Annotated in this window: 26 protein-coding genes; 21 read left to right on the forward strand and 5 right to left on the reverse strand. The window is 64.2% G+C overall.

Annotation, left to right across the window (positions count from 1 at the left end):
- Window positions 1-3: 3 nt before the first annotated feature.
- Window positions 4-946 (reverse strand): IS630 family transposase gene (locus J2R80_RS15920; protein WP_141343507.1). Its coding sequence is split into 2 segments (ribosomal slippage): window positions 4-606 and window positions 608-946, totalling 942 coding nucleotides; the frame shifts between segments, so codons are not numbered across the junction.
- A 161-nt stretch (window positions 947-1,107) separates the two neighbouring features.
- Between J2R80_RS15920 and J2R80_RS15925 the strand changes: the two genes are divergently transcribed.
- The 5 genes from J2R80_RS15925 (at window position 1,108) to J2R80_RS15945 (ending at window position 4,336) form a co-directional block, all read left to right on the forward strand.
- A complete protein-coding gene (locus J2R80_RS15925; protein WP_253638844.1) occupies window positions 1,108-1,278 on the forward strand; it encodes a hypothetical protein in 171 nt (56 codons plus the stop codon).
- An 823-nt stretch (window positions 1,279-2,101) separates the two neighbouring features.
- On the forward strand, window positions 2,102-2,308 hold the full coding sequence (locus J2R80_RS15930; RefSeq protein WP_253638845.1) for a hypothetical protein: 207 nt from the start codon (window positions 2,102-2,104) through the stop codon (window positions 2,306-2,308).
- Window positions 2,309-3,593: 1,285 nt separating this feature from the next.
- The gene (locus J2R80_RS15935; RefSeq protein ID WP_229189146.1) at window positions 3,594-3,836 is read left to right on the forward strand and encodes a hypothetical protein; all 243 of its coding nucleotides are present in this window, start codon (window positions 3,594-3,596) and stop codon (window positions 3,834-3,836) included.
- 25 nt (window positions 3,837-3,861) lie between these two features.
- Window positions 3,862-4,053 (forward strand): hypothetical protein, encoded by a 192-nt coding sequence (locus tag J2R80_RS15940; protein WP_057019190.1) that lies wholly within the window; start codon window positions 3,862-3,864, stop codon window positions 4,051-4,053.
- 103 nt (window positions 4,054-4,156) lie between these two features.
- On the forward strand, window positions 4,157-4,336 hold the full coding sequence (locus tag J2R80_RS15945) for a hypothetical protein (RefSeq protein WP_229189145.1): 180 nt from the start codon (window positions 4,157-4,159) through the stop codon (window positions 4,334-4,336).
- 314 nt (window positions 4,337-4,650) lie between these two features.
- Here J2R80_RS15945 and J2R80_RS15950 read toward each other — a convergent pair whose 3' ends face one another.
- Window positions 4,651-4,881 carry a DUF3606 domain-containing protein gene (locus tag J2R80_RS15950; RefSeq protein WP_092090290.1) on the reverse strand — a complete coding sequence of 77 codons (231 nt, stop codon included), beginning with the start codon at window positions 4,879-4,881 and terminating at the stop codon, window positions 4,651-4,653.
- A 122-nt stretch (window positions 4,882-5,003) separates the two neighbouring features.
- On the opposite strand from J2R80_RS15950, the gene ligD reads away from it, so the two are divergent.
- On the forward strand, window positions 5,004-5,927 hold the full coding sequence (ligD, locus tag J2R80_RS15955) for a non-homologous end-joining DNA ligase (protein ID WP_253638846.1): 924 nt from the start codon (window positions 5,004-5,006) through the stop codon (window positions 5,925-5,927).
- A 953-nt stretch (window positions 5,928-6,880) separates the two neighbouring features.
- Here ligD and J2R80_RS15960 read toward each other — a convergent pair.
- Window positions 6,881-7,147: an HGGxSTG domain-containing protein gene (locus tag J2R80_RS15960; protein WP_253638847.1), complete on the reverse strand. Its 267-nt coding sequence runs from the start codon at window positions 7,145-7,147 to the stop codon at window positions 6,881-6,883.
- Window positions 7,144-7,803, reverse strand: coding sequence for a hypothetical protein (locus J2R80_RS15965; RefSeq protein WP_253638848.1), 660 nt, complete (start codon window positions 7,801-7,803; stop codon window positions 7,144-7,146). Before J2R80_RS15965 ends, J2R80_RS15960 begins: the two co-directional genes overlap by 4 nt.
- 408 nt (window positions 7,804-8,211) lie before the next feature.
- On the opposite strand from J2R80_RS15965, the gene J2R80_RS15970 reads away from it, so the two are divergent.
- The 3 genes from J2R80_RS15970 to J2R80_RS15980 all read left to right on the forward strand — a co-directional run bounded on the left by J2R80_RS15970 (window position 8,212) and on the right by J2R80_RS15980 (window position 12,582).
- A complete protein-coding gene (locus J2R80_RS15970) occupies window positions 8,212-10,533 on the forward strand; it encodes a molybdopterin guanine dinucleotide-containing S/N-oxide reductase (RefSeq protein WP_253638849.1) in 2,322 nt (773 codons plus the stop codon).
- 103 nt (window positions 10,534-10,636) lie between these two features.
- Window positions 10,637-11,680, forward strand: a complete 1,044-nt coding sequence (locus J2R80_RS15975) for an alpha/beta fold hydrolase (protein ID WP_253638850.1) — start codon at window positions 10,637-10,639, stop codon at window positions 11,678-11,680.
- Between the two features lie 26 nt (window positions 11,681-11,706).
- Window positions 11,707-12,582, forward strand: coding sequence for a PhzF family phenazine biosynthesis protein (locus J2R80_RS15980; RefSeq protein ID WP_253638851.1), 876 nt, complete (start codon window positions 11,707-11,709; stop codon window positions 12,580-12,582).
- Between the two features lie 49 nt (window positions 12,583-12,631).
- On the opposite strand, the gene J2R80_RS15985 is transcribed toward J2R80_RS15980, so the two are convergent.
- Entirely contained in the window at window positions 12,632-13,138 is a 507-nt protein-coding gene (locus tag J2R80_RS15985) for a helix-turn-helix domain-containing protein (RefSeq protein ID WP_026193238.1), read from the reverse strand.
- A gap of 206 nt (window positions 13,139-13,344) precedes the next feature.
- Between J2R80_RS15985 and J2R80_RS15990 the strand changes: the two genes are divergently transcribed.
- The 12 genes from J2R80_RS15990 to J2R80_RS16045 are packed head-to-tail and all read left to right on the forward strand — an operon-like array spanning window position 13,345 to window position 25,773.
- Entirely contained in the window at window positions 13,345-13,983 is a 639-nt protein-coding gene (locus J2R80_RS15990) for a 2-hydroxychromene-2-carboxylate isomerase (RefSeq protein ID WP_076830551.1), read from the forward strand.
- A gap of 59 nt (window positions 13,984-14,042) precedes the next feature.
- Window positions 14,043-15,587, forward strand: a complete 1,545-nt coding sequence (locus J2R80_RS15995; RefSeq protein WP_229189138.1) for a class I adenylate-forming enzyme family protein — start codon at window positions 14,043-14,045, stop codon at window positions 15,585-15,587.
- A gap of 51 nt (window positions 15,588-15,638) precedes the next feature.
- Window positions 15,639-16,376: an SDR family oxidoreductase gene (locus J2R80_RS16000; protein ID WP_076830559.1), complete on the forward strand. Its 738-nt coding sequence runs from the start codon at window positions 15,639-15,641 to the stop codon at window positions 16,374-16,376.
- A 12-nt stretch (window positions 16,377-16,388) separates the two neighbouring features.
- The gene (locus tag J2R80_RS16005; protein WP_253638852.1) at window positions 16,389-17,570 is read left to right on the forward strand and encodes an acyl-CoA dehydrogenase family protein; all 1,182 of its coding nucleotides are present in this window, start codon (window positions 16,389-16,391) and stop codon (window positions 17,568-17,570) included.
- Between the two features lie 20 nt (window positions 17,571-17,590).
- Window positions 17,591-18,721 carry an acyl-CoA dehydrogenase family protein gene (locus J2R80_RS16010; RefSeq protein ID WP_168855811.1) on the forward strand — a complete coding sequence of 377 codons (1,131 nt, stop codon included), beginning with the start codon at window positions 17,591-17,593 and terminating at the stop codon, window positions 18,719-18,721.
- Between the two features lie 15 nt (window positions 18,722-18,736).
- The gene (locus J2R80_RS16015; RefSeq protein WP_168855810.1) at window positions 18,737-19,924 is read left to right on the forward strand and encodes an acetyl-CoA C-acyltransferase; all 1,188 of its coding nucleotides are present in this window, start codon (window positions 18,737-18,739) and stop codon (window positions 19,922-19,924) included.
- A gap of 21 nt (window positions 19,925-19,945) precedes the next feature.
- Window positions 19,946-20,956 (forward strand): nitronate monooxygenase family protein, encoded by a 1,011-nt coding sequence (locus J2R80_RS16020; RefSeq protein ID WP_057019203.1) that lies wholly within the window; start codon window positions 19,946-19,948, stop codon window positions 20,954-20,956.
- Between the two features lie 12 nt (window positions 20,957-20,968).
- Complete coding sequence (locus J2R80_RS16025) at window positions 20,969-21,742, forward strand: enoyl-CoA hydratase-related protein (RefSeq protein WP_253638853.1); 774 nt, start codon at window positions 20,969-20,971, stop codon at window positions 21,740-21,742.
- Window positions 21,743-21,782: 40 nt separating this feature from the next.
- Window positions 21,783-22,943, forward strand: a complete 1,161-nt coding sequence (locus tag J2R80_RS16030) for an iron-containing alcohol dehydrogenase (protein ID WP_253638854.1) — start codon at window positions 21,783-21,785, stop codon at window positions 22,941-22,943.
- 24 nt (window positions 22,944-22,967) lie between these two features.
- Window positions 22,968-23,774 (forward strand): glutathione S-transferase, encoded by an 807-nt coding sequence (locus J2R80_RS16035; protein ID WP_253638855.1) that lies wholly within the window; start codon window positions 22,968-22,970, stop codon window positions 23,772-23,774.
- Window positions 23,775-23,813: 39 nt separating this feature from the next.
- Window positions 23,814-24,515 carry an SDR family NAD(P)-dependent oxidoreductase gene (locus J2R80_RS16040; RefSeq protein WP_253638856.1) on the forward strand — a complete coding sequence of 234 codons (702 nt, stop codon included), beginning with the start codon at window positions 23,814-23,816 and terminating at the stop codon, window positions 24,513-24,515.
- Window positions 24,516-24,570: 55 nt separating this feature from the next.
- On the forward strand, window positions 24,571-25,773 hold the full coding sequence (locus J2R80_RS16045; RefSeq protein ID WP_076830579.1) for an ABC transporter substrate-binding protein: 1,203 nt from the start codon (window positions 24,571-24,573) through the stop codon (window positions 25,771-25,773).
- The last annotated feature ends 5 nt before the right edge of the window (window positions 25,774-25,778 follow it).

The following is a 25,778-nucleotide window of genomic DNA, read 5'->3' on the forward strand; positions in this document are numbered from 1 at the left end:
GGATCATCTGGTGTATCCAGCATGCCTAAAGTAGTTGGCACACATCTGCGGCGCAAACGACTTGACGAGTTTGCCGATGAGTTTGAGCAGGGCTTGGACCGTGCGGGTGGCGCCTTTGCGCAGCGCAGCTTTCAACCGGGAGAAGGCCTGTTCGATTGGATTGAGGTCGGGCGAGTAGGCCGGCAGATAACGCACGCGGGCGCCGACAGCCTCGATCGCCTCGCGGACACCGGCGATCTTGTGAGTGCGCAAGTTGTCCATGAAGACGATGTCGCCCTTGCGCAAGGTCGGCGCCAGGACTTGCTCGACATAAGCCAGGAACGAGGGCCCATCCATTGCACCGTCGATGACATAGGGCGCCGTGAGGCCATCGATGCGCAGCGCGGCGACAAGCGTCAGCGTCTTCCAGTGACCATGGGGCACGCCAGAGACGAGGCGCTCACCGCGAGGAGAGCGCCCATAGTGCCGGACCATCTTCGTCGTGACCGCAGTCTCGTCGATAAAGATGAGGCGCGGTGCACGCAGCTTGGGCTGCTCGGCTTTCAGCGCGGCACGCTCGGCAGCGACGTCAGGTCGATCCTGCTCGGCGGCGTGCAGTGTTTTTTTTGAAGGTGATGCTGTGACGGTCGAAGAAACGCCAGATCGAACCGATGCCGGCCTTTTGCTTTCTCTGAGAGCGCAGACGCGCGCGGATCTCCTCGAGCGTCAGGTCCGGCTCCGCGGCGATCAGCTCGATCAGCCACTGCTTGTGCTGCTCCAACGGCGAGCGGCTGTGCCCGGTGCCGGGCTTGGCCTCAACGTTTCCGGTCTTCCTCCAACGATCCATCCATCGGATCGTAGTCGAAGCGCCGAGATTGAGAATGCGCGCAGCCTCACGTGCGCTTTCGCCGGACTCAACAAGCTCAACCGCACGCACCCTGAGGTCCTTGGAGTATCCCTTCGCCATCGCATGCCCCGCATGTTGTCGCGGGCAACACCGAATCTGATTTGCGTGCCCGTGGGAATCCCCTTTGACTGTTCCGATTCACCTCAACTGGAAACCGCTCTAGTTGGAATGTCAGGCGAACTGTCATGGTAAAGAAACGGCGCAAACGGACGATACAAACGATGTCGCTCACCGCTCGGCTTGACCGGCTTGCTCAGGAATCGAGGGCGAAAGCGGCAGGTCTTCCCCCCGGAGCAGAGCGCGAGCATTTGCTGAAAAACGCGCGCGAAGCCCGGCGGGCCATTGAGATCGAGGACCTGCTCAAGCGGCGAGGTGTCGAGCTGCCGGTTTGATTTTCGGCGGCGGGATAGCACCGTTAGGCTGGCGCCCCAAAGAATGGCCCCAGCGAGGGGTACACGCTGAGGCCAAGACGGTTGGATCATCCATGAGATGGCAGGCTCATCACATAAACAGGGCGCCGACGCCTACGATGAGCGCTACGAACGATATCGCCGCCAACGCCATGAGGCTGTACTCGACGCCGTCGTCGTGACTGAACCTGAACATATGGAGAGCTTGCGCCGCGGCCTTGGTGTTCGCATTTACTTAGGCGTGTCAGGAGCCGTGTCCCATCTAGGTTCCGGCCTTATCTTAAGTGAAGATTCTTCGCGGGAAGAAGCTGTTGAGCGAGCCTAGCTCCCCGTCGCGAGACGCTTCCTCATTATCGTCAGTCGGGCGCTGACTGCGGCCTCTGTGCGGCCGAGTTTCTGGGCGATCTCGCGCTGGGTTAGCTCGGTCTCGCGGATCATCTGTAGCAGGCGCTGCTCTTCCTCTTCGGCCCAAGCTGGCAAGGATGTTCTCCGAATTGTTTCGTCCTGAAATGCCAGTACCAATTGCACATCCTGGTCATCTCGTCTTCCCGGGATTTGCCGGTCCTTCTCGTTTGTTCGGTCGAGTGTCCTAATTAGGACAGTATCTCCCTTAGCACGGGATGCCCGGCCCAAAGCTCGCCGTCGGTCGTCCCGAAAGGGATGACCGGCGCGGGTGGACAGTAAATCAACTTGCCAGGCTTGCTGCACTGGCTCATTGTCCCGCGATCACCGGCGAAGGCTTTGTCCGTAGGCGTCGGTGGCTGAGAGACCGAGCGCGCTCCCGCCTGCAAGGAGGAGCTGCGCCATGAGCCAGCCATTCAGCGAAGAGACGATAGCGTTATTGGATCGCGCTCAGCGAGCCATTGATGATGCGATCCTGGTGCGTGAACAGAGGCGACGCCATCTCGCCGAGGCCGGCCTTCGGTCGTTCCGGTTAGAGCTAGCGCTTTTCGAGGCAAACAAAGGCCTTTGGCTGGAACAGCATGCTCCAAGATGTTCCATGCCTTTTTAGGATTCGCGGCGCAACCCAGGAACAACTGTTCACTTTGTAACTTAAGGAGTCCACTAAGAGCGCATCGAGAACTGAAGTGAACCAGCCCACTCTAGATCAGCGAACGACGCCGCACAAAGCCATGAACTGGCAGCAGTGCCCCAGATGCTCTGACATCCCCGAACTCGTCCGTGCCTTCCTCGATCCTGTCGGCGGGAAAACCGTGCGACTCATGGAATGCAAATGCGGCGAACGCATCTGGAGCGACCAAATGGCGGAATGACCCAATTTGGGCTACGGCCGCCTCAGTTGGCGGCCTCTTTCATTTTCACATCCGCCCAAGAGAAAGCCGACCACGCTCGCGCCGGGCCTTTTTCTTGGCCCAAGAAAATGCCCTCAGCGAGGGCGATGGCCCGCGCTTGGCTGACGGCGCTCGGCCCGTCTGGCTCTGTTGGCGATCACCTACGAGCCGGTTATTAGCCCCAGCCTCGGTCCGCGCATCTGGACCGCTATGAGCCGGTGATCCATCTCATGTAGGATAGCACCCGTCGCCGCCGTGAGACGGCTCCGGCGCTTTGCGGGGCTAGCGTGCGCGCCAGAGCCGTCCCCACGCGCGCTCACGTCCGAGAGCGCAATGCATATTACCGGGGAATGCGACAAACGCCGACGGCACCTTGGATTACCCCTTAATTGTAAAAACGGCCCCAGCACCTCTGGGGGCCGGGAGGCCGGTGCTGGAGCCGCTACCTGATTCCGGTCTGTGTTGTTGGAGGCAGGTTCACCGGATCATGCTGGCGACGAAAGTTCCGGCACTTGCATGTGTTAATCTCTTGAAGCCCTTAGCTAGCCGAAGTTCGTGTCAGCTCGTCTGGCGAGATGGCGACTTCCTAGCAATTCGATGGCGCCCCCTTTAGGTAATCGCAAAAAGGCCCCAGCACGCCGAAACGCCGTTGCTGAGGCCCAGTCGTCCGATATTGCCGGGGCGCGACCCGACGGAGCTATTGCTAGCACGCTCCTGTGCGACCGCCAGTTTCTCCCAAAATATGCGCAGTAGGCAAGGAACCATCGAGAGGACAAGAGCGTCTAATTGGCGCTTCTGGTCAGCCAAGGTGCCCCCCGACTGCCTGGAAGAAAACCCGTATCGCTCGGGTTGGCGGCCCCCTGGTTGGGGCCGTTTTCAGTTCGCTGCGGAAAGCGCGAGCGGTGCTTGTCCAAAGTTGATCGCAACGATTCACATAGTTCAATGCGGAGCACACCATCCTGCAAGCTAATCGGTGAACTTGCGTTTCACAGGTGGATGGTTGCAATGGAATTTATTGGACGCCCGATGCGAGGCCGTTTCCTCGTTCGGCAAGGAAGCATTGGCTGGATGGTCTACGACAGCGAACTCAAAGGACCGGCACAGATAAAGAAAAATGGCCCCTTTGCCGAGAAGCTGACCAAGGAACAAGCCGAGATCATAGCGCAGGCGCTGACGAACCAGATTCGTGCGAGATCGGATGATCCTGCGCAATTGCGGTGCGTCAAGGCCGCTATAAACGCGCGGTGAAAATGATCGTCCGGAGGGGGGACCATTGTTCATCATCGAACTCTTGAACCCTGACGCGTTCTCGGGAACAGGCAGCATCATCCTGCTCGAACTGACGGACGAGGATTCCGCGATGCGAGCCGCCCGAAAGATCGCTGCCGAGACAGGACGCCGCGTAACCGTGCGGAAAGAAGACATGCAAATCATTGGGACTATATCCGCGCCCACGACCCATTAGATCCGAGCCGAGCGGCGAGGCCGGTCATCTAAGCCCTTGCTCCGAGAAATATTCAGGCCTACGCTCAATCCTGTACGAGCAGTCCAGTTATTCGGAGCCGGCAATGCTTGTTTACCGCCCAACGAATTTGCAGATTGAACTCGAACGGCTGCGCAGGTCAGCGGACGATCTCCTCGCCCGAGCCAACGCTGCGCTGGGGTTGCCCAAGCCCGACACGTTTCTGGGACGAAGTCACCATGAGCCGATTCCGCTTCCGAACGAGCGCGATTTCGGGATCGAATGAGTACCGGTTGATTGCTGCCGACCAGGCCCTAACTCCGACCGGCACCGCAACTCGGCCGACGATCGACGCGCTTGCGGCTGACGGCCACCGAGACAAAGGAGCGGGCTGTTTACTCTCGCGAAACGGCCTCTGGACTCCTGCTTGTTCCCCGAAGCGAAACGGCCCCAGCGAGAGGACATGCCGAGGCCGATTCGGTGCCCCAGCGAGGTGCCAGCCGGGGCCGCTCAAACTGATCGAGAATGTGCCCCGGTCTTCGGGGGCAAGAGCCGGGGCACTTTCATCCATGATGCCGCTCTGCCGCGAGCAGCACATTGCTAACGTCGCTTCGAAGGTGCCGTTCCTAACGACCTTTTCATCGCCGACCCGAGCCGACGCTCAACTCGCTTGCGGCTGGTGCCGACCTTCTTGACGGCCTTCTTCACCGATGCGGCCGACTTGCCGGTCTTCTTCGCCTCATAGCGCACTTCGTAATCCTGCCCGCCGGCGACGCGCGCTCGGTCCTGCTTGCGACCGCGCGCGGTCTGCTTCTTCGCTTTCTTTGCCATTCCGGCCTCCCTGTCGATGAGGGCCAACTCGGTTTATGATCGACCGTTCCATTTGCGGACCCGCGTCGGAACGATTGCGATTGCGCCAGTTTGAATCAGCTTATTGTTTGTGGAGTTGCGTTGTGGCGTTTCAGCGTAGGAAGCCCGAGGCGATCGGGACCAAGGCGCTCTTTCCCGGCTTCATCGCGCCGGCCCTGGCATCGCCGATCGAGAAGGTGCCGAGCGGCACACGCTGGATTCACGAGATCAAGTTCGACGGCTACCGGGTTCAGACTCACATCGCTAATGAAGACGTGAAGATCTACACCCGGCGCGGCAACGACTGGACCAGGCGCTTCAAGAAGGTGGTCCAAGACGCCTGGCACATTTCCGCATCATCAGCCATCATCGACGGCGAGATCGTCGTTCCCTCACCAGACGGCACGACCGACTTCTCCGTGCTGCAGAACGAGCTGCGCGGTAAGTCGACCAGGATCGCGATGGTGGCCTTCGACCTGCTCTATCTCAATGGCCGCGATCTCCGGAAGCTGCCGCTGAAGGAGCGCAAAGCGCTGCTGAAGAAGCTCGTCGCTGGCACCGAGGTCCAGTTCAGCGAAAGCTTCGAGGTGGACGGCCCCAAGATGTTCGCGCATGCCTGTAGGCTCGGCTATGAGGGCGTGGTGTCGAAGGTGGCGGATAGCGCCTATCCGACCGGCACCCGCAGCCGCGACTGGGTCAAGAAAACCTGCGCCCAGCGCGAGACGTTGACCATCGCCGGCTTTGCACTGGACGACAACGAATGGGACGGAATTTACGTCGGCCGGCGCAAGGGCAACGAGCTGATCTACGCCGGCAAGGTCGACCACGGCTTCGACAAGGCCTCGGCCGCCGATCTCCGCAAACGCCTGACGCCGCTGATCCGCAAGACGCAGCCCTACACCAAGCGCATTGCACACAAGGCGATCTGGGTCGAGCCGAAGGTGCTGGCCGAGATCGAGTACCGCGCCAAATCCGCCGAGGGCAAGGTGCGGCATCCGTTCTTTCGTGGGGTGCGAGAAGATCTATGAGCAAGCCTCGCTGCATCTTTTGCGACGACACAAGATGGGTGTGCGAGAATCATCAGGACCAGCCCTGGACCGGTCCGCACGCCTGCGCTTGCGGAGGCGCCGGTGCGCCCTGTCCGGCCTGCAATCAGCCGAATGATGACGGTCCTCCTCGAATGCCGGAGGGCTTCCAACCAGACGAATAAACGAGGCTTGGCCGTGACGTTGCCGACGATCTCGCAGCTGGCGTCCTCCAGCTTCACGTTCTGCACGGTGATAAGCCCAACGGGCTGGCAATTGGAAAGAGAGGGGTACTTCCTCAGTCGGACGCAAAGAGCCCACGGGGTCGGCGCCGGCAGCTTACAGGGGCTAGCCCGGATGGACGGTCCCGTAGATTTACCATGACCCGGAATTCCAGCTGCTCGGCGCCGGAGCGGGCGCTAAGTTGATGGCGCGGGGGCGGCGCCTTGAGGGCAGGAGGCCGCAATGGAGCGTCTGTATTTGGGCATCACCGTCACCAGCACTTACGCGCTGGTCACCTTTGCGCTGATGCTGGCTTTCGTGCACTGACCGCCGGGAATCCGGATATTTGCTCGCGGGGCCGCTACGGGGTGCGTTGTCTTCGCGGAACGCGGCGATGTCCGGCAACCGGCAAGCTTTTACTGCGTCAGCGGGTTTAAACGTATGCCGAGGCCTGTAGCGATAACCCTGATGAGTTTGGCCGTTGCAACGCTCACGGCGTTCGGCATCGCCGCAGCCCTCATGATCCATTAAAGCGCGATGAGATTAGGTTGAATCGTCATCGCGCTTTAGCTCTTTGTTTGAGCATGATCTCCGCGCAAACGCGTCCCGCGTTTGTCGCGAGGGAAAACCGCTTCGCACTTTTCCGGATCATGCTTTAGCGGGAATGGGCCGGCGGGATTTCGCGCCCGGCGGCCCATTGGTCGTTTCTGCGCGCGGCCATTTGCGAAACGCAATCACTTCATCCCCTCCAGCATCCTCCGCACCTCCCCCAACAACACCCGGATCTGCCTTCGCTCGGCGATCGCGTCCCCCGTGAACCGGCCGTGCTTGCGCGCATTCCGGTTCGCCCGTGGCGCGCCGGATCCCCTTGCGCCGCCGTGCATGCGGCAGCGCGTCTTGCCGCGCACCGCCGGCGCGCGGCAAGAACCGCCGCAGCGGGTCCTGGCGCCGCAACGCCGGCTGGCCAGCATCGGGCCGGTCGTTTGGATGTGGCCGCTCATGCCTGTGGGTCCCGCGCCGCATCGGTGGAATTCCGCCGTCGCCTCGCGCCCGCGGGCCTCAGTGCCCGCGCCGCGGATGCCGGGCTGTTCTCGGACACGATCACGCTCGCATGCTGCGTGACGGTGCCGACGATGGCGTTGCCGCCGTCCTCGACCTTGACGTTCTGCACGGTGATGGCGGGCTCGCCATGGCTGCGGTGGCGGTTCAGCGCCTCGATCTGGGCGGGAAAGGTGCGGGCGAGCCGGCCCAATGCGCGCGCGGCGCTGTCGTGCTGGGCGAGGTCCTTGGCATGCGCGAGGTGATGGGCGCATCGCATTGCCATCACATGAACCGACACCATCTGCGCCACCAGCATGGCCTCGACGGAATCCCGTGGACGAATGCTTCTCACCATCGAGATCATGAAGGCGAGGTTGACCTCGCAGGGCTTGCCGCCGCTCACGCTGGCCTTGACCAGTTGCCGCAGGATGCCGTCCATCGCGTCGCGATCGGCGACCCCCAGCGCGTTCGCCATCAACTGTGCGCCGAGCTCGGGATCGGGATGGTCGATGCAGAAGCCGTGCGAGGAAAACTTTATCCGCGGAGGTGTGGCAGCCTGGGTCTGCGCGGTGGCGGCGGGTGTCGTCGGCACGGAGATTTCAGGTGCAGGTGTCATGTCGATAGTCCCTGGAACGCGCGCGGCAAACGCGCAGACGATCGCTCGCTGCGGCAGTCGGTGCGATGTCAATTGTGGGGAGGGGTTTGGGCGGCAAGCGCTATCCGCGAGCCCGCTGTTGCGGGCGAGTGGGGCTTGCGCGATTTCGGAATATTGGAAGTGTGCCGCTGATTTGCCCGACGTGTCAAGCCGCCATTCGAGCGCCGGCGGCCGCCGGCTCCTTTGCATGGGGTTGTTTTCGATATTTTGGCGGCGCGGCCCCGGCGGGGAGTTCCGCCGCCGTCGCCCGCAGTCATGCCGGCAAGGCAAGGTGCGATCCGTGTTAGCGGGTACCGTGCGCCGATTGGATCATTATACTGGCGGAATGTTGCTACAGGCGCGGCGCCGGCCTGGGATGAAGGAGCATCGATGAGCGAGACCATTGGCCACCCCGATCCCGGCCTCGATTTGTCCGACGGTTTCAAGCCGCACACCTCGCATTGGGGCGTGTTCTCGGCGCGGCTCGGCAAGGCGGGTCTCGAAGTCAGGCCCTATGCCGCCGATCCCGATCCGAACCGCATCATCAACAATTTCCCCGGCGCGCTGCGCCACCAGGCGCGCATCGCGCAGCCTGCGATCCGCCGCGGCTGGCTCGAGCGCGGGCCCGGCCCGGACGATCGCCGCGGCCGCGACGACTTCGTCTCGGTGAGCTGGGAGCAGGCGCTCGATCTGCTCGGCGGCGAGCTGACGCGGATCCGTGACACGATCGGCCCCGGCGCGGTGTTCGGCGGCTCCTACGGCTGGTCCAGCGCGGGCCGCTTCCATCACGCGCAGAGCCAGGTGCACCGCTTCCTCAACATCGCGATGGGCGGCTATGTGCGTTCGGTGAACACCTATTCCTCGGGCGCGTCATCGGTGCTGCTGCCGCAGATTCTGACCGGCTACGAGGACATCACCAAGCGCAACGTCACCTGGGAGCAGATCGCGGCCGAAACCGACGTCGTGCTGGCGTTCGGCGGCATGGCGCTGAAGAACTCGATGGTGGCCGGCGGCTCGATCAGCAAGCATGTCGAGCGCGGCGCGATGGAGGCCGCTCAGCGGCGCGGCTGCCAGTTCGTCCTGGTCAGCCCGCTGCGCGACGATCTCCCCGTCGAGGCCGGCGCCGAATGGCTGACGGCCACGCCCGGCACCGACACCGCGCTGATGCTCGGCATCGTCCATACGCTCGTCAGCGAGGGCCTGCACGATCAGGCCTTCCTCGATCGCTACACCGAGGGCTGGCCAGTGTTTTTGCGCTATCTGACCGGCGAGAGCGACGGTGTGCCGAAGAGCGCCGGATGGGCCGCGGCGATCTGCGGCATCGACGCCGGCACCATCAAGGCGCTCGCGCGGCGGCTTGCCGGCCGCAGAGCGCTGATCACCGTGTCGCATTCGTTGCAGCGCGCCGAGCATGGCGAGCAGCCGGTGTGGATGGGCATGGTGCTGGCGGCGGCGCTCGGCCAGATCGGCCTGCCCGGCGGCGGCTACGCCTATTCGCTCGGCGCGATCGGCTATTACGGCCGCCGCGTCAACGCCGTGCCCGGACCGACGCTCGGGCAGGGCCGCAACGGCGTCGCCGACTTCATTCCGGTGGCGCGCATCGCCGACATGCTGCTCAATCCCGGCACCAGCTATCGCTACAATGGCGAGACGCGGACCTATCCGGATATCCGCCTCGTCTATTGGGCCGGCGGCAATCCGTTCCACCATCACCAGGACCTCAACCGCCTGCGCAAGGCGTTTGCGCGGCTCGACACGCTGGTGGTGCATGAGCTGGCCTGGACCGCGACCGCCCGCCACGCCGACATCGTGCTGCCCTCGACCATGACGCTGGAGCGCGAGGACATCGGCTATTCCAGCAACGATCCCTTGATGGTCGCGATGCACCGGATCGCCGAACCGTTCGGCCTTGCGCGCGACGACTACGAGATCTTCGCCGACCTCGCCGAGCGGTTAGGGGCCCGCGAGCCGTTCACCGAGGGACGCACCTCGCGGCAATGGCTGGAACATCTCTATGAGCCGACCCGCAAGGCGCTCGCCGCGCGCGGGCTCGAAGCGCCGAGCTTCGACGAATTCTGGGAGCGCGGCAGCCAGGTGGTGCCGCAGCATCTCGACGACGGCGGCTCGCTGCGCCGTTTTCGCGAGGACCCCCTCGCGCGCCCGCTGCCGACGCCGAGCGGCCGCATCGAGATCTTTTCGCAGAAGATCGCTAGCCACGGCGATGCGGATTGTCCGGGCCATCCGGTCTGGCTCGAGAAGACCGACACGCCGACGCCGGGCGCGCCGTGCTTCCTGGTCGCCAACCAGCCGGTGACGCGGCTGCACAGCCAGCTCGATTTCGGCGGCCATTCGCTTGACGCCAAGCATCGCGGCCGCGAGGTCGCGCGCATGAATCCGCGCGACGCCGAGCCGCGCGGGATCGTCGACGGCGACATCATCCGCATCTTCAACGCGCGCGGCGCCTGCCTTGCCGCGGTGCATGTCACCGACGGCATCGCGCCCGGCGTGGTTCAGCTGCCGACCGGCGCCTGGTACGACCCGATGGACCCCGACGATGAAGCGCCGCTCTGCGTGCACGGCAATCCGAACGTGCTGACGCGGGACATCGGCACGTCATCCTTCGCGCAGGGCTGCACCGGCCAGCTCACCAGCGTCGAGGTCGAGCGCTTCAACGGCAATCTGCCGCCGATCCGTGCGTTCGATCCGGCGTAATTTTGCGCGGAGATCACGAACAAATCATCGCTGGGCGCTGGATGGCGCCCAAGCGTTCGGCTACGGCATCACGAGATCGCCCCTGAGTTCTGGATTTGCCGAGATGCCCCTGAAAACCCTGTTTCACATCGCCGTCGCTGCGACCGTCGCGCTCGGATCGTCCAACGCATGGGCGCAATCGGCCGCCGAGCCGGCCTATGGACCAGAGCTGCAGGGCTTCGACTATCCCTATCCGGTGGAGCATTATCGCTTCAGCTCGCAGGGGCAGGAACTCGACATGGCCTATCTCGACGTCAAGCCGGCGACGCCGAACGGCCAGACCGCGGTGCTGCTGCACGGCAAGAATTTCTGTGCCGCGACCTGGGACGGCACCATCAAGGCGCTCGGCGGCGCCGGCTATCGCGTGATCGCGATGGACCAGATCGGATTCTGCAAGTCCAGCAAGCCGGAGCGCTATCAGTTCACCTTTCAACAGCTCGCCGGCAACAGCCGCGCGCTGCTCGCCTCGCTCGGGATCGCGCATTCGATCATGGTCGGCCATTCGACCGGCGGCATGCTGGCGATGCGCTATGCGCTGATGTATCCGGAGGCCACCGACCACCTGGTTCTCGTCGATCCGATCGGGCTGGAGGACTGGAAGGCCAAGGGCGTGCCGTGGCTCAGCCTCGACGGCTGGATGCAGCGCGAGACGCGTGTCACCGCAGACAGCATCCGCGCCTATGAGCGCGCCACCTATTACGCCGACACGTGGGATGCGTCCTACGAGACGTGGGTGCAGATGCTGGCCGGCATGTATCGCGGAGAGGGCCGCGCCGCCGTGGCGTCGAGCTCGGCGCGGCTCTACGACATGATCGCGACCCAGCCGGTGTTCTACGAATTCGAGCAGATCAAGCCGCCGACGCTGCTGTTTGTCGGCGACAAGGACACCACCGCGATCGGCAAGGACACTGCGCCGCCGGAGATTCGCAAGACGCTCGGCAATTATCCGGTGCTGGGCAAGGAGGCCGTGAAGCGGATCCCACATGCGCAGCTGATCGAATTCCCCGACCTCGGCCATTCGCCGCAAATCCAGGCGCCGGCGCGCTTCCACGAGGCGCTGCTCGGCTGGCTGCAGCATCCGGAGACCGGCGCGATGCTGGTCAAGTAGGGACGGCGAGACAGGCGAGCGACATCATGGCGACAGCGGAACTGGTCAGCGTGTTCACGGTCGATGGGCAGGGCGGCAATCCCTGTCCGATCGTGGTGGATGCAAGCGGCATGAGCGCCTCCGAGATGCAGGATATTGCGCGCCGCCATGGTCACGAATCCGGCTTCGTGCTGCCGGCACAGAGCGACGATTTCGACGCCACGTTCCGCTTCTTCGTTCCGAATCACGAGATGGAAATGTGCGGCCACGCGACCATCGGTGCGCTCTGGTTGCTTGCGCGCCATGGAAAGTTGCCGGGCGACACGATGCGGATCTCGACGCGCAGCGGTCCGGTCACCGGCTTCATCAGCCGTGATCGTCACGGCGAGCCGCGTGTCGAGATCACCCAGCCGGCCGGGAAGACCGTTCCGCTGACCACGGGGCAACGCGACGACGTGCTGCGGGCGCTCGCGGTCGGGCCCGACGCGATGGGCGCGGGAATGGCCTGCAATGCCGTCACATCGCGGATCAAGACCCTCGTTCCGATGCGTTCTCCCGACGCGCTGAATGCGCTCGATCCCGCGGCCGAGCAAGTCGAGGCGGTCTGCGGCCGGATCGGATCGACCGGGCTCTATCCATTCGCCGTGATCGACCGAAAGGCTCGCCTGTTCGAGGCGCGGCAATTCCCGCGCTCCTCAGGTTATCGGGAGGATGCCGCGACCGGCATTGCGGCCGCGGCGCTGGCGTTCGGCCTGCTCGACTACGGCCTGGTCGCTCCTGATGACGAGGAGATTCGAATCCTGCAGGGCAGGGCGATTGGGCGGCTGTCCGAGATTCGGGTCCGCATCGGCTTCGCTGGCGGCCGTGCCGTCGGCTGCCTGCTTGGCGGCAATGTTGCGCTGATGGCTGCGCCGTCACACTGAGCAGCCGCCAGCGCAAGGCGAGCCGGCTTCGTAAACAGTACATCCTGGTCTAATCAGCGGCACGCCTGGCCCGCTCCTGCGCCTTGGCGTGCACGGGTGAGGATTTCCGCGCACCCGGGCCCGGATGCACGTGGACCGCCTTCGCGCTCAGCGGCTCGCCGCATTCCGAACAGACCATGACGGGATCGAACATCTTCTTGCAGGTCTTGTGTTCGTGCAGCATCGGCCGGCCGCGCGAATCGACCATGTGGACGTTGCCCCAGTGCACGATCGACATGATGATCGGATAGAGGTCGAGCCCCTTCTGCGTCAGGATGTATTCGTAGCGCTTCGGCGCCTCCTGATAGGGGATCTTGCGCAGCACGCCGAACCGCACCAGCTTCTTCAGCCGGTCGGCGAGCAGATGCCGCGTGATCCCGAGCGAGGCCTGGAAGTCATCGAACCTGCGGATGCGCAGGAAACATTCGCGCAGGACCAAGAGGCTCCAGCGGTCGCCGATGACAGCCACCGTGCGGGCCACCGAGCACGGCTCCTCCTCGAGGGCATCCCATTTCATCAGCATCTCCTGCGGTCAGCAACGATATCGCTTAGTAAAATTCTAAAACAGAACTAACGTCATTTCAATAGGATGCGTCGCCTGGAGCCGTGACTTGGTCATTGGATGACAAATATCATATTGACAGTTCTAAAATAGAACTTAAGGTCTCGGCTCGATCAACGCGGCGGCTGAGGGCTGCTGGCACTCAAAGGGAAGGGCGTTCCATGGTTGCTCCGCTCAAGGTCGAATTCCATTTCGATTTTGGAAGTCCGAACGCCTATCTGGCGGAGCAGGCGCTGCCCGAAATCGAGAAGCGCACCGGCGTGAAGTTCGACTACATCCCGGTGCTGCTCGGCGGCGTCTACAAGGCGACCGGCAACATGTCGCCCGGCGAGTCGCTGCGCGGCATCAAGAACAAGCCCGAATACAACGCGCTCGAGACCGAGCGCTTCCTGCGCCGCTACAACATCACGACGTTCAAGACCAACCCGTTCTTTCCGGTCAACACGCTGATGCTGATGCGCGGCGTCGTCGCTGCCGATTTCGAAGGGCTGTTCGAACCGTACTTTCGCGCCGCCTATCACCACATGTGGTCCGAGCCCAAGAAGATGGACGATCCGCAGGTGTTCCGCGAAGCGTTCCTGTCCTCCGGCCTCGATATCGACCGCATCATCGCCCGCGCCCAGCAGGACGAGGTGAAGAAGAAGCTGATCGACAACACCAGCAACGCGGTGGCGCGCGGCTCGTTCGGCTCACCGACCTTCTTCGTCGGCGACGAGATCTTCTTCGGCAAGGACAAGCTGCGCGAGGTCGAGGACGAGATCGTCGCGCAGCTGGCCGCGGGGCGGCGCAAGACCGCCTGAGCGGGAAAATTCCTCAAGACAACAAATCAGGCCCAAAGGGCTGTCACAGGGAGGTTTCAGTGCAGGCGTCGACCCAGTTTGAAGGAAGTGTGGAAGGCTTGCCGAACCGCATCCACGAGGTGATCGATCACCACGTCGGGGCGACGCCGGATCATCCGGCGCTGATCGACGACAAGATGCGGCTGACCTACCGCGAGCTCGATCGGGCGGTCAGTCGCGTCGCCGAGGCGCTGCGGGCGCTCGGCATCCGCGCCGGCGACCGCATGATGATCGTGAGCGAGAATTCGATCCCGCTCGCCTGCCTGCTGCTGGCGGCGAGCCGGCTCGATGCTTGGTCCATCGTGGTCAATCCCCGGCTGTCGCCGCGTGAGCTCGACCAGATCAGGGATCACAGCGGCGCCCGCCGCGTGCTGCTGACCGCCGAGGTCTCGCAGGAGGCGGCTACGCATGCCGCGCGTTACGAGGCCGCCGTGCAGGATGTCGGTCCGCTCCGCGGCATCGCCGTCACCGGTTTGAACCTGGCAACCGTGGCGGAGCCGGTCGAGGCCGACGGCGCCAACCAGGTTGCGGTTCTCATCTACACCTCCGGCACTACGGGCACGCCGAAGGGCGTGATGCTGACCCATCGCAATCTGTTGTTCAGCGCCCGGGCGACGGCAAGCTTCCGAAAGATGGCGGCCGACGACGTGCAGTATTGCGTGCTGCCGATCTCGCATATCGTCGGCATCTCGTTGCTGACCATGACCCTGATGATCGGCGCCACCGTGCGTCTGGTGGCGAAATACGATCCGGCCGCGCTGGTCAAGGCGATGACTGAAGAGGGCATCACGATCCTGAACGGCGTGCCCGCGACCTATCAGCGTCTGCTCGAATACCGGCGCAATGCCGGCCTGCCGAAGCTCGATCGCGGCCGGTTGCGGGTGATCTCGGTAGCCGGCGCGCCGCTCGACCTCGATCTCAAATCACGGGTCGAGCAGGAGCTCGGGCTGCCGCTGCTCAACGGTTACGGCATCACCGAATGCTCGCCGGGCATCTCCGGCGTCCGGCCCGACAATCCGCGGGCTGACCATGCGGTCGGCACCGTCATGCCCGGCCTCGAGGCCAAGCTGATCGGCCGCGACCTCAAGCCGGTTGCGTCAGGCGAAGTCGGCGAGCTGCATGTTCGCGGCCCCAACGTGATGCGCGGCTATTACCGCGCGCCCGACCTGACGGCGAAGGCGATCGACCCCGACGGCTGGTTCAACACCGGCGATCTGGCCCGCTTCGAGAATGATGCGCTCTATATCGTCGGGCGGACCAAGGAGATGATCATCCGCTCCGGGTTCAACGTCTATCCGGCCGAGATCGAGGCGGTGCTGAGCACGCACGACGCCGTGGTGCAGTGCGCCGTGGTCGGCCGGCCGGTCGAGGGCAACGAAGAGGTGGTTGCCTTTGTGCAGCTGATCAAGGGTTCGACCGCCACGGTACAGGACCTGATGGCCCATATTGCCCCGCAACTCACCTCGTACAAGCGGCCGTCCGAGATTATCCTGATGGACGCGCTGCCCGCGACATCCACGGGCAAGCTGCTGAAGCACAAGCTCGCGGAGTCGCTGCGCGGCTGAGGCCGAGCCATCGCCGCGAGCCAGTTCACTCAAACAAGACCGGAGTACACCATGCAGAAGAGAAACAGGACGGTGGCCGTCATTGGTGCCGGTGATTTCATCGGCGGCGAGATCGCCAAGAAGTTCGCCTCCGAAGGCTTTACGATTTTCGCTGGCCGCCGCAACGGCGACAAGCTGGCTCCGCTGGTCAAGGAGATCGAGGCCGCCGGCGGCGAGATCCATGCGCGCTCGCTCGATGCGCGCAAGGAAGAGGAGATCACGGCCTTCCTCAACGACGCCGACAAGCATGCGCCGCTGGAGGTCTGCATCTTCAATATCGGGGCCAACGTCAATTTCCCGATTCTCGAGACCACCGAGCGCGTGTTCCGCAAGGTCTGGGAGATGGCCTGCTACTCCGGCTTCCTGGCCGGGCGCGAGGCGGCGCGGCTGATGATGCCGCGCGGCGAGGGCAACATCTTCTTCACCGGTGCCACCGCGTCACTCCGCGGCGGCAGCGGCTATGCCGCCTTTGCCAGCGCCAAGTTCGGCTTGCGCGCCGTGGCGCAGGCGATGGCGCGCGAACTGGGACCGAAGAACATCCATGTCGCGCATCTGATCATCGATTCCGGCGTCGATACTGAATGGGTGCGGCAGCGCCGCATCGAGGCGCTCGGCCCGAACGCGCTCGACGATCCCGATCTCTTGATGCCGCCGGCATCGGTCGCGGGCGCCTATTGGCAGCTCTATCAGCAGCCGAAGAGCGCCTGGACCTTCGAGCTGGAAATCCGGCCCTTCGGCGAGAAGTGGTAGGGAGCCGGTCAGATGGAGCTCGCGCTATCCCCTGAAGATGCGGCGTTCCGCGATGAGGTTCGCGCCTTCATCAAGGACAACTACCCGGCGGAGATGCGCGTCGCCAATCCGGAGACCGATCTCTCCAAGGAGCAGATGCTGCTGTGGCATCGCATCCTGCACAAGAAGGGCTGGATCGCGCCGCTCTGGCCGAAGGAATATGGCGGGCCCGGCTGGTCGATCACCCGCCGCTTCATCTTCGAGCAGGAGACGACGCGCGCTGGCACGATGCCGCCGCTGGCGTTCAGCGTCACCATGGTCGGGCCCGTCATCTACACCTTCGGCAACGATGTGCAGAAGAAGAAATTCCTGCCGCGCATCTTGTCCGGCGAGGATTGGTGGTGCCAGGGCTATTCAGAGCCGGGCTCCGGCTCCGACCTCGCGACCGTCCGCACCAAGGCGGTGCGCGAGGGCGATCATTACATCGTCAACGGCCACAAGACCTGGACCACGCTGGCGCAGCATGCCGACTGGATCTTCTGCCTGGTGCGTACCGATCCCACGGCCAAGCCGCAGTCCGGCATCTCGTTTCTCTTGATCGACATGAAGTCGCCCGGCGTCACCGTGCGCCCGATCATCACCATCGACGGCTCGCACGAGGTCAACGACGTCTTCCTGGAGAACGTCCGTGTCCCCGCCGAGAACCTGATCGGCGAGGAAAACAAGGGCTGGACCTGCGCCAAATTCCTGCTCGGCAATGAGCGCACCAGCATGGCCGGCATCGGCCGCTCGACGCGCTACATCGCGCGGCTGAAGAAGATCGTGAAGGCGGAAATCCCCGAAGACGATCCGGCGCATCTGGAATTCATCCGGGACATCGCCCGCGTCGAGCTCGACGTGCTGGCGCTGGAGGCGACCGAACTCCGCGTCGTCGCCCAGATGGCGCGCGGCATCGACCCGGGACCGGCGGCCTCGCTGTTCAAGATCCGCGGCACCGAGATCTTCCAGAACATCACCGAACTCACCCATCGCGCCATCGGCAATTACGGGCTCGCGATCCGCGAGCATGCGGTCAGCGCCAACCACTTCATGCCGGGCCCCGACTACGGCCACACCGCGTCGGAGAAATATCTGAACTCGCGCAAGCTCTCGATCTACGGCGGGTCGAACGAGATCCAGCGCAACATCATCGCCAAGGCGGTGCTTGGACTCTAGCCACAAGCAACGAGGATCGGATGGATATCCAGTTCACGGAAGAGCAGGAATTGTTGCGGTCCAGCGTCCAGCGGCTGCTGCGCGATCAGTATGATTTCGACGCCCGCCGCAAGATCGTCGCGAGCGAAGAGGGGTTTGGCCGCAAGCAATGGGCTGAATTCGCCGAACTCGGCCTGCTCGCCGCGCCGTTCTCGGAAGCGGTTGGAGGGCTCGGCGGCGGGCCGCTGTCGACCATGATCATCATGCAGGAGTTCGGCCGCCATCTCGTGGTCGAGCCATTCGTCGAGACGGTCGTCGTGGCGGGCGGCTTGATCGAGCAGGCAGGTTCCGACGCGCAGAGGCAGGCGTTCATCGCCGACATCATCGCTGGCACGAAACTTTGGGCGCTGGCCTGGACCGAAAAGGGTTCGCGCTTCGATCTCGCCACCGTCACCACCACGGCGCGCCGCGACGGCAACGATTACGTGCTCACCGGGGAGAAGACGGCGGTGCTGGCCGCGCCGTGGGCGGATTATCTGATCGTCTCCGCGCGCACCGCGGGCCATCGTCATGATCGCGGCGGCGTCAGCCTGTTCGTGGTCGATCGCCGCGCCGCCAATCTCGATCTGCAAAGCTTCAGGACGATCGATGGCCGAAGGGCGGCCGAGATCAGCCTGCGCGGCGTGCGCGCGGAATTGCTGGGCAGCGAAGGCGGGGGCGTCGCCGCGCTGGAAGCCTGCCGTAACCGCGCGATCGGCGCGCTCTGCGCCGAGGCGGTCGGCGCGATCGGCGAACTGAACGCCGCGACGCTGGACTATTCCAAGACGCGAAAGCAGTTCGGCGTCACGATCGGCAGCTTCCAGGTGCTGCAGCACCGGATGGTCGACATGTTCATTGCGCATCAGGAGGCGTTGTCGCTGATGCAGCATCTCAGCCTCAGTCTCAGTGAGGATGAGGCCGGCGTGTCTCGGCTCGCCTCCGGCGCCAAGTCGAAGATCGGATATGCCGGCAAGTTCGTCGCCGACCAGGCGGTGCAGCTGCATGGCGGCATGGGCATGACCGACGAGCTCAATGTCGGCCATTACTTCAAGCGGATTTCCTCCATCAACATCCAGTTCGGCGATCCCGCCTATCACGTGCTGCGCTATACGCAGCTCGACGCGGTCGCCTAAGCCAGAGAGGCAAGCATGTCACAGGATGCAGTCATCGTTTCCACTGCGCGCACCGGCGTCGGCAAGGCCTATCGCGGCGCGCTCAACAACACCGACGGCCCGACTTTGGCCGGCCATGTGATGGCCGAGGCGGTGAAGCGCGCCGGCATCGCGCCCGGCGAGGTCGAGGACGTGGTGATGGGCTGCGCCATGCAGCAGGGCACCATGGTGATGAACGTCGCGCGCAAGGGCGCCATCCGCGCTGGACTTCCCGTCACGGTCGCCGGGACCACCATCGACCGGCAATGCGCCTCCGGCCTGCAGGCGATCGCGGTCGCCGCCCGCTCTGTCATGCTCGACGGCGTCGAGATCGCGATCGGCGGTGGCATCGAGTCGATCAGCCTGGTGCAGAACGAGCACATGAACAGGTTCCACGCCGTCGACGACGAGCTGATGGCGATGAAGCCCGAGATGTACATGTCGATGCTGGAGACGGCGGAAGTCGTCGCCGAGCGCTACGGGATCGGCCGCGACAAGCAGGACGAGTACAGCCTCGAATGCCAGCGCCGCGTCGGCGCCGCGTTGCAGGGCGGCCGCTTCAACGACGAGATCGTGCCGATCACGACCAAAATGGCCGTGGTCAACAAGGACACCAGGGAAGTCAGCTTTCAGCAGGTGACGCTGGCCAAGGATGAGGGCCCGCGGCCGGATACCACGGCGGACGGGCTCGCCAAGATCAAGCCGGTGTTCGAGGGCAAGACCATCAGCGCCGGCAATGCCAGCCAGCTCTCGGACGGCGCCTCGGCCTGCGTGATCATGAGCGACAAGGTTGCCGCGCAGAAGGGCCTGAAGCCGCTCGGCATCTTCCGCGGCTTCGTCGCCGCCGGCGTCGAGCCGGACGAGATGGGCGTCGGCCCGGTTGCCGCGATCCCGCGGCTCCTCAAGCGGCACAACCTCAAGATCGACGACATCGATCTCTGGGAGCTCAACGAGGCCTATGCGGTGCAGGTGATCTATTGCCGCGACAAGCTCGGCATCGATCCGGACAAGCTGAACGTCAATGGCGGCTCGATCGCGATCGGCCATCCCTACGGCATGACCGGGGCGCGGCTCACCGGTCACCTCTTGATCGAGGGCCGGCGGCGCAAGGCGAAATACGGCGTGGTGACCATGTGCATCGGCGGCGGCATGGGCGCGGCGGGCCTGTTCGAAATCGTCCACTGAGCGGAAACGCGGGAGAGACTTGTGAAGACAGCAATCACTGAACTGTTCGGCATCCAGCATCCGATCATCCAGGGCGGCATGCATTTTGTCGGCTTCGCCGAGATGGCGGCCGCGGTGTCCAACGCCGGCGGCCTCGGCATCATCACCGGCCTGACCCAGAAGACGCCGGAGCTGCTGGCGAAGGAGATCGCGCGCTGCCGCGACATGACCGACAAGCCGATCGGCGTGAACCTGACCTTCCTGCCGAGCTTCACCGCGCCGCCCTATCCCGAATACATCGCGGCGATCCGCGAGGGCGGAGTCAAGGCGGTGGAAACCGCGGGCCGCAGCCCGGAGCAGTACATGCCGGCGCTGAAGGCGGCCGGCATCAAGGTGATCCACAAATGCACCTCGGTGCGGCATTCGCTGAAGGCCGAGAAGATCGGCTGCGACGCGGTCAGCGTCGACGGTTTCGAGTGCGGTGGCCATCCCGGCGAGGACGACATCCCGAACATGATCCTGCTGCCGCGCGCAGCGGACGAATTGAAGATCCCGTTCGTCGCCTCGGGCGGCATGGCGGACGCGCGCAGCCTTGTCGCGGCGCTGTCGATGGGCGCTGCCGGGATGAACATGGGCACGCGCTTCATCGCGACGAAGGAAGCGCCGGTTCATCCCAATGTGAAGCAGGCGCTGCTCGACGCCGACGAGCTCGACACCCGCCTCGTGATGCGCGCGCTACGCAACACCGAGCGGGTGCTGAAGAACAAGGGCGTCGATGAGCTGCTCGAGATCGAGCGCGAGAAGGGCGCCAGGCTGAAGATCGAGGATATCCACGAGCAAGTCGCCGGCGTCTATCCGAAGGTGATGATCGACGGCGAGATGGATGCCGGCGCCTGGAGCTGCGGCATGGTGGTCGGCCTGATCAATGACATCCCGACCGTCAAGGAGCTGATCGACCGCATCATGGCCGAAGCCGAAGCGATCATCCGGCAGCGGTTGACCGGCTTCCTCGACGGTAAGTTCGAAACCATGCCGGCCCGCGCGGTCGCCTGACGGGAGAGTGCCATGACCGAGCATCTCAAGGTTGAGATCGCCGCCGGCGTCATCACGCTGACCTTGCAGCGACCCGAGAAGAAGAACGCGCTGACCGGCGCCATGTATGACGCCATGTCGCAGGCGCTGAAGCAGGCCGAGACCGATCCGGCCGTCCGCGTCATCCTGTTCCAGGGCGACGGCGACAGCTTCACCGCGGGCAACGACCTCGCCGACTTCGCGAGCCAGGCACGCGGCGAAAGCGCAGTCGATAGCCCCGCGCATCGCTTCATCGAGACCATCAGCAAGGTCGGCAAGCCGCTGGTCGCCGCCGTGCAGGGCAATGCGGTCGGCGTCGGCACCACCATGCTGCTGCATTGCGACCTGGTCTATCTTGCCGAGAATGCGCGGCTGATCACGCCGTTCGTCAACCTCGCTCTGGTTCCGGAAGCGGCGTCGAGCTGGCTGCTCCCCTTGAGGATCGGACACGCGCGGGCCTATGCGATGTTCGCGCTCGGCGAGCCGATGGATGCGCAGGGTGCGCTGGCATCTGGTCTCGCCAACGCCGTGGTGCCGCAGGCCGATCTGCGCAAGAGGGCGCATGACGCGGCTGTCGCACTGACCAGGCGGCCGGCGGGGTCGCTCAGCATGACCAAGAAGCTGATGCGCGAGCAGCAGAAGATCGCGGCGCAGATCGCCGAGGAAGGCGTGCTGTTCAAGGAGCGGCTGACGACGCCCGAGGCGCGCGAAGCCTTTGCCGCCTTCGCCGAACGGCGTCAGCCTGATTTCACCAAGCTGTCGGCCTGACCGACAGCGGAACTCACGGACACATCGAGGGAGTGAAAGCATGCGCGTCACCGGCAGCCATCAATACCCGACCATGGAATCCGTGATCTACGGCAAGCCGGCGGCCGAAGCGCTGCGCGAGGAGGCCGAGCGGCTGGATGCCAGGCGCGTCTATCTGATCGCCAGCCGGACGTTGAACACCACGACCGACGAGATCGGGAAAATCCGTCAAGCCCTCGGCGACCGCCACGCCGCGACCTTCGACGGCGTGCCTCAGCACACGACGCGGGACGTGGTGACGCAGATCGCGCGGCAAGCCGGCGAGGCCAAGGCGGACCTCGTCGTCGCGATCGGCGGCGGCTCGGTGGTCGATGCGGCGAAGATCGTGCTGATGTGCATGGAGCACGAGATCTTCGAGCCTGATGGCCTCGACGGCTTCGAGACCACGCCGGACCGCCGCTTCGGGCCGTTCCGCACGCCGAAAGTGCGCATGATCGCGATCCCCAGCACGCTCTCCGGCGGCGAATACAATTCCGGCGCGCTGGTCACCGATACCAGCCGCAAGCTGAAGCAGATCTTCAACCACCCGATGATGATGCCGCGCAGCATCATCCTCGATCCCGCGATCACGAAATATACACCGGAGAAGCTCTGGCTCGGTTCCGGGACGCGGGCGATGGATCACGGCATCGAGGCGATCTGCTCCAGCCGCCCCAACGTGCTGGTCGATGCGGTGTGCCAGCAGGGGCTGCGCTATCTGCACGACGGCCTGCTGCGCACCAAGGCCCACCCCGACGACGAGCCGGCGCGGTTAAGCTGCCAGCTCGGCTCCTGGCTATCGGCGTTCGGATTGCAGTCGCGAGTGCCGATGGGCGCCAGTCATGCCATCGGCCATGTGCTCGGCGGCACCTGCGATGTGCCGCATTATTTCTGCACGGCGGTGATGATGCCGAGCGTGCTGCGCTACAACCGCCCGGCGACGGAGGCAGCCCAGCAATCGATCGCCGCCGCGCTCGGCGCGCCGGGGCGCGACGCCGGCGAGGCGTTTGCGGCGTTCATCGCGGAGCTCGGCCTGCCGCGCCGGCTTGCCGATGTCGGCGTCGGCGAGGACCGGTTCGAGCTGATCGGTAAGAACGCCATGCTGTCGATCTTCACGCGCGCCAACCCGCAGCCGATCCGCGAGCCCGGCGACGTCGTCAAGATCCTGAAGCTCGCCGCCTGAGGCATCAGCACCGGAGCAGCCGCCATGGCCGCCTTGCGCATCTTCTCCTATCTGCCGAACCCGCGCGTCTGGAAGGCGACCATCGCGGCGCGGTTCTGCGGCGTCGATGTCGAGGTCAGGGGAGCCTCCGGCAAGGAGCTGCGGGACTGGCTGTGGGATTATGATGCCCGCCCGCTGGCGGAGCACGAGCGCGCCTCGCTGTCGTCGCTGGCGCGGACCGGGCGGGTCGGACTGACCGGCGCGCAGCTCTTCAAGACCGATGCATTCATGGCGGCACAGCCCTTCGGCAATGTGCCGGCGGCATTCGGCGCCGACGGCAAGGTCGGGATCTTCGAATCGAACAGCATCATGCGCACGGTGGCGCGGCTCGGCGAGGCGAAGTTCCCGCTCTACGGACGCGACGCCTATGAGGCGTCGCGGATCGACAGTTTTCTCGATGTCAGCCTGGTGTTCGCGCGGGACTCGCAAATCTATCTGCTGGCGCTCTCGGGCGGCACCGTCGATGCGGCCATTCATGCGCGGGCCAAGGATGCGTTCGCGATCTATGCGTCCGGCATCGAGCAGGCGCTGTCGCCGCGGCGGGAGGCGCTGGTCGGGAACGGTATCTCGATTGCCGACATCTGCTTTGCCGCCGAACTCGCGCTGTTCATGAATGAACATGCGCGGACCGAGCAGCTGCAAAAGCAAGGATTGGCGAAAATTCTGCACCCGGGCGTGCAGGATGAGTATCCGCTGATGTTTGCGCACTTTGGCCGCCTGATCGCGCATGAGCATGTCAGGCCGGACCTCAAGCCCTATGTCGAGAAGCTGCTGTCGAAGGCGGCCGCCTGACCATGAAGGCCATGAGCCGCAACGGGGAGGGTTGATCGCATGACCGCACCTGTCTCTCTGATATCCGGCGTTGGGCCCGGCACCGGTTCGGCGCTCGCCAGGAGATTCACTGAGGGCGGCTATCGCGTCGCGCTTCTCGCCAGGAACGAGGCGCGCCTCGCCGCGCTCGAAAAGCAGCTGCCGGGCGCAAAGGCCTATTGGTGCGACGTGTCCGATCCCGCGCAGGTCGAGGCGGTGGCCTCCGCCGTGGAGCGCGATCTCGGCAATCCCGCCGTGGTCATTCATAACGCCGTCGGCGGGGCGTTCGGCACCTTCCGCGAGATCGATCCAGAGATTCTCAATCGCAACTTCCAGGTCAACACGATGGGATTGCTGTACCTGGCACGGCGATTTGCCCCGGCGATGATCGCTGCCGGCAAGGGCGCCATCGTCGCGACCGGCAATACGTCGGCGTTGCGCGGCAAGGCCGGCTTCGCGGGGTTCGCGCCGACCAAGGCGGCACAGCGGATTCTCGCCGAGGCGATGGCCCGCGATCTGGGGCCGCAAGGTGTTCACGTCGCCTATCTCGTGATCGATGCCGTGATCGATCTGGAGTGGACGCGGAAGCGCTGGCCGGATCGGCGGGACGACTTCTTCATCAAGCCGAAAGCGATCGCCGACGAGGTCTGGCACGTCGCCCATCAGGATCGCAGCGCGTGGTCGTTCAATGTCGAGATCAGGCCGTTCGGCGAAGCCTGGTAGCGCCGCGCGCCGGTCGCAAGAGTTGGTCAATTCATAAAAGCTCAGGAGGAATTTCATGTTGTTGAAGACGCTTGCCGTGTCCGTTGCGATGCTCGCGGCGCTTGCCGCGGCTCCAGTCCGCGCCGAAACGCCGGGGGTATCGGAATCAGAGATCAAGGTCGGGGCGACGTTCCCGTTCAGCGGCCCGGCGTCTCCGCTCAGCAACACCGGCAAGGGCCTGATCGCCTACGTCCATTCCGTCAATGACCGCGGCGGCATCAACGGCCGCAAGATCAACCTCATCACCTATGACGATGCCTACACGCCGCCCAAGGCCGTGGAGCAGACCCGCAAGCTGATCGAGAGCGACGAGGTGGCGTTCCTGTTCAGCCCGCTCGGCACGCCCGGCATCGGCGCGACCATCAAATACGTCACCGCGAAGAAGGTGCCGCATCTGTTCGTCGTCAGCGGCGCGACCAAGTTTACGAATTTCGCGGAGTTTCCGCTGACCACCACGGGACTGCCGAGCTACAACACCGAAGGCAAGATCTACGCAAAATACATTACGCAGACGGCGCCCGATGCGAAGATCGCGATCCTCTACCAGAACGACGATCTCGGCCGCGATTTCGTCGCCGCGTTCAAGGAGGTGTTGAAGGCCGATTTCGACAAGAAGGTGGTGACGTCTCCCTATGAGGTCACCGAGCCGACCATCGAATCCCGCGTGGTGACGTTGAAGGCGTCGGGTGCGCAGGCGTTCCTGATCGCCGGCACACCGAAATTCGTGGCCCAGGCGATCAAGAAGGCGAACGAGATCGGCTGGTCGCCGCTGACCATCGTCAACTATGTGTCGAGCTCGGTGTCCGCGACCATCGTGCCGGCGGGCGCGGACAAGGCGGTGGGCGTTGTCGTGGCGACCATCACCAAGGATCCGAACGACAAGAAGTGGGCCGACGATCCCGGCATGAAATGGTATCGCGCCCATTTCGAGAAATATCTCCCAGGCGCCGATATCGGCGACAACAACTATCTGTTCGGCACCCAGCAGGGCCAGATCCTGGAGCAGGTGCTGAAGCAGTGCGGTGACGACCTGTCGCGCGAGAACATCGTGAAGCAGGCGCGCAACATCAGAGGGCTCGTGCTGCCGACGCTGATGCCGGGCATCGCCATCAACACAGGCCCCGACAACAGCATGGCCTATACGCAGCTTCAGCTGCAACGCTGGACCGGAAGCTCATGGGAGCAGTTCGGCGGCGTGCTGAGTGCCGACCTGAACTGAACCGG

The organism is Bradyrhizobium sp. USDA 4541 (assembly GCF_024171085.1).
In the GTDB taxonomy this organism is placed as follows: domain Bacteria; phylum Pseudomonadota; class Alphaproteobacteria; order Rhizobiales; family Xanthobacteraceae; genus Bradyrhizobium; species Bradyrhizobium australafricanum.

Excerpts from the sequence above, each read along its gene's own strand:
- J2R80_RS15925 (WP_253638844.1), top strand. The coding sequence starts at position 1,108 with ATGTCGCTCACCGCTCGGCTTGACCGGCTTGCTCAGGAATCGAGGGCG.
- J2R80_RS15930 (WP_253638845.1), top strand. The coding sequence starts at position 2,102 with ATGAGCCAGCCATTCAGCGAAGAGACGATAGCGTTATTGGATCGCGCT.
- J2R80_RS15935 (WP_229189146.1), top strand. The coding sequence starts at position 3,594 with ATGGAATTTATTGGACGCCCGATGCGAGGCCGTTTCCTCGTTCGGCAA.
- J2R80_RS15945 (WP_229189145.1), top strand. The coding sequence starts at position 4,157 with ATGCTTGTTTACCGCCCAACGAATTTGCAGATTGAACTCGAACGGCTG.
- J2R80_RS15950 (WP_092090290.1), bottom strand. The coding sequence starts at position 4,881 with ATGGCAAAGAAAGCGAAGAAGCAGACCGCGCGCGGTCGCAAGCAGGAC.
- J2R80_RS15960 (WP_253638847.1), bottom strand. The coding sequence starts at position 7,147 with ATGAGCGGCCACATCCAAACGACCGGCCCGATGCTGGCCAGCCGGCGT.
- J2R80_RS15965 (WP_253638848.1), bottom strand. The coding sequence starts at position 7,803 with ATGACACCTGCACCTGAAATCTCCGTGCCGACGACACCCGCCGCCACC.
- J2R80_RS15970 (WP_253638849.1), top strand. The coding sequence starts at position 8,212 with ATGAGCGAGACCATTGGCCACCCCGATCCCGGCCTCGATTTGTCCGAC.
- J2R80_RS15975 (WP_253638850.1), top strand. The coding sequence starts at position 10,637 with ATGCCCCTGAAAACCCTGTTTCACATCGCCGTCGCTGCGACCGTCGCG.
- J2R80_RS15980 (WP_253638851.1), top strand. The coding sequence starts at position 11,707 with ATGGCGACAGCGGAACTGGTCAGCGTGTTCACGGTCGATGGGCAGGGC.
- J2R80_RS15985 (WP_026193238.1), bottom strand. The coding sequence starts at position 13,138 with ATGAAATGGGATGCCCTCGAGGAGGAGCCGTGCTCGGTGGCCCGCACG.
- J2R80_RS15990 (WP_076830551.1), top strand. The coding sequence starts at position 13,345 with ATGGTTGCTCCGCTCAAGGTCGAATTCCATTTCGATTTTGGAAGTCCG.
- J2R80_RS16000 (WP_076830559.1), top strand. The coding sequence starts at position 15,639 with ATGCAGAAGAGAAACAGGACGGTGGCCGTCATTGGTGCCGGTGATTTC.
- J2R80_RS16005 (WP_253638852.1), top strand. The coding sequence starts at position 16,389 with ATGGAGCTCGCGCTATCCCCTGAAGATGCGGCGTTCCGCGATGAGGTT.
- J2R80_RS16010 (WP_168855811.1), top strand. The coding sequence starts at position 17,591 with ATGGATATCCAGTTCACGGAAGAGCAGGAATTGTTGCGGTCCAGCGTC.
- J2R80_RS16015 (WP_168855810.1), top strand. The coding sequence starts at position 18,737 with ATGTCACAGGATGCAGTCATCGTTTCCACTGCGCGCACCGGCGTCGGC.
- J2R80_RS16025 (WP_253638853.1), top strand. The coding sequence starts at position 20,969 with ATGACCGAGCATCTCAAGGTTGAGATCGCCGCCGGCGTCATCACGCTG.
- J2R80_RS16030 (WP_253638854.1), top strand. The coding sequence starts at position 21,783 with ATGCGCGTCACCGGCAGCCATCAATACCCGACCATGGAATCCGTGATC.
- J2R80_RS16035 (WP_253638855.1), top strand. The coding sequence starts at position 22,968 with ATGGCCGCCTTGCGCATCTTCTCCTATCTGCCGAACCCGCGCGTCTGG.
- J2R80_RS16040 (WP_253638856.1), top strand. The coding sequence starts at position 23,814 with ATGACCGCACCTGTCTCTCTGATATCCGGCGTTGGGCCCGGCACCGGT.
- J2R80_RS16045 (WP_076830579.1), top strand. The coding sequence starts at position 24,571 with ATGTTGTTGAAGACGCTTGCCGTGTCCGTTGCGATGCTCGCGGCGCTT.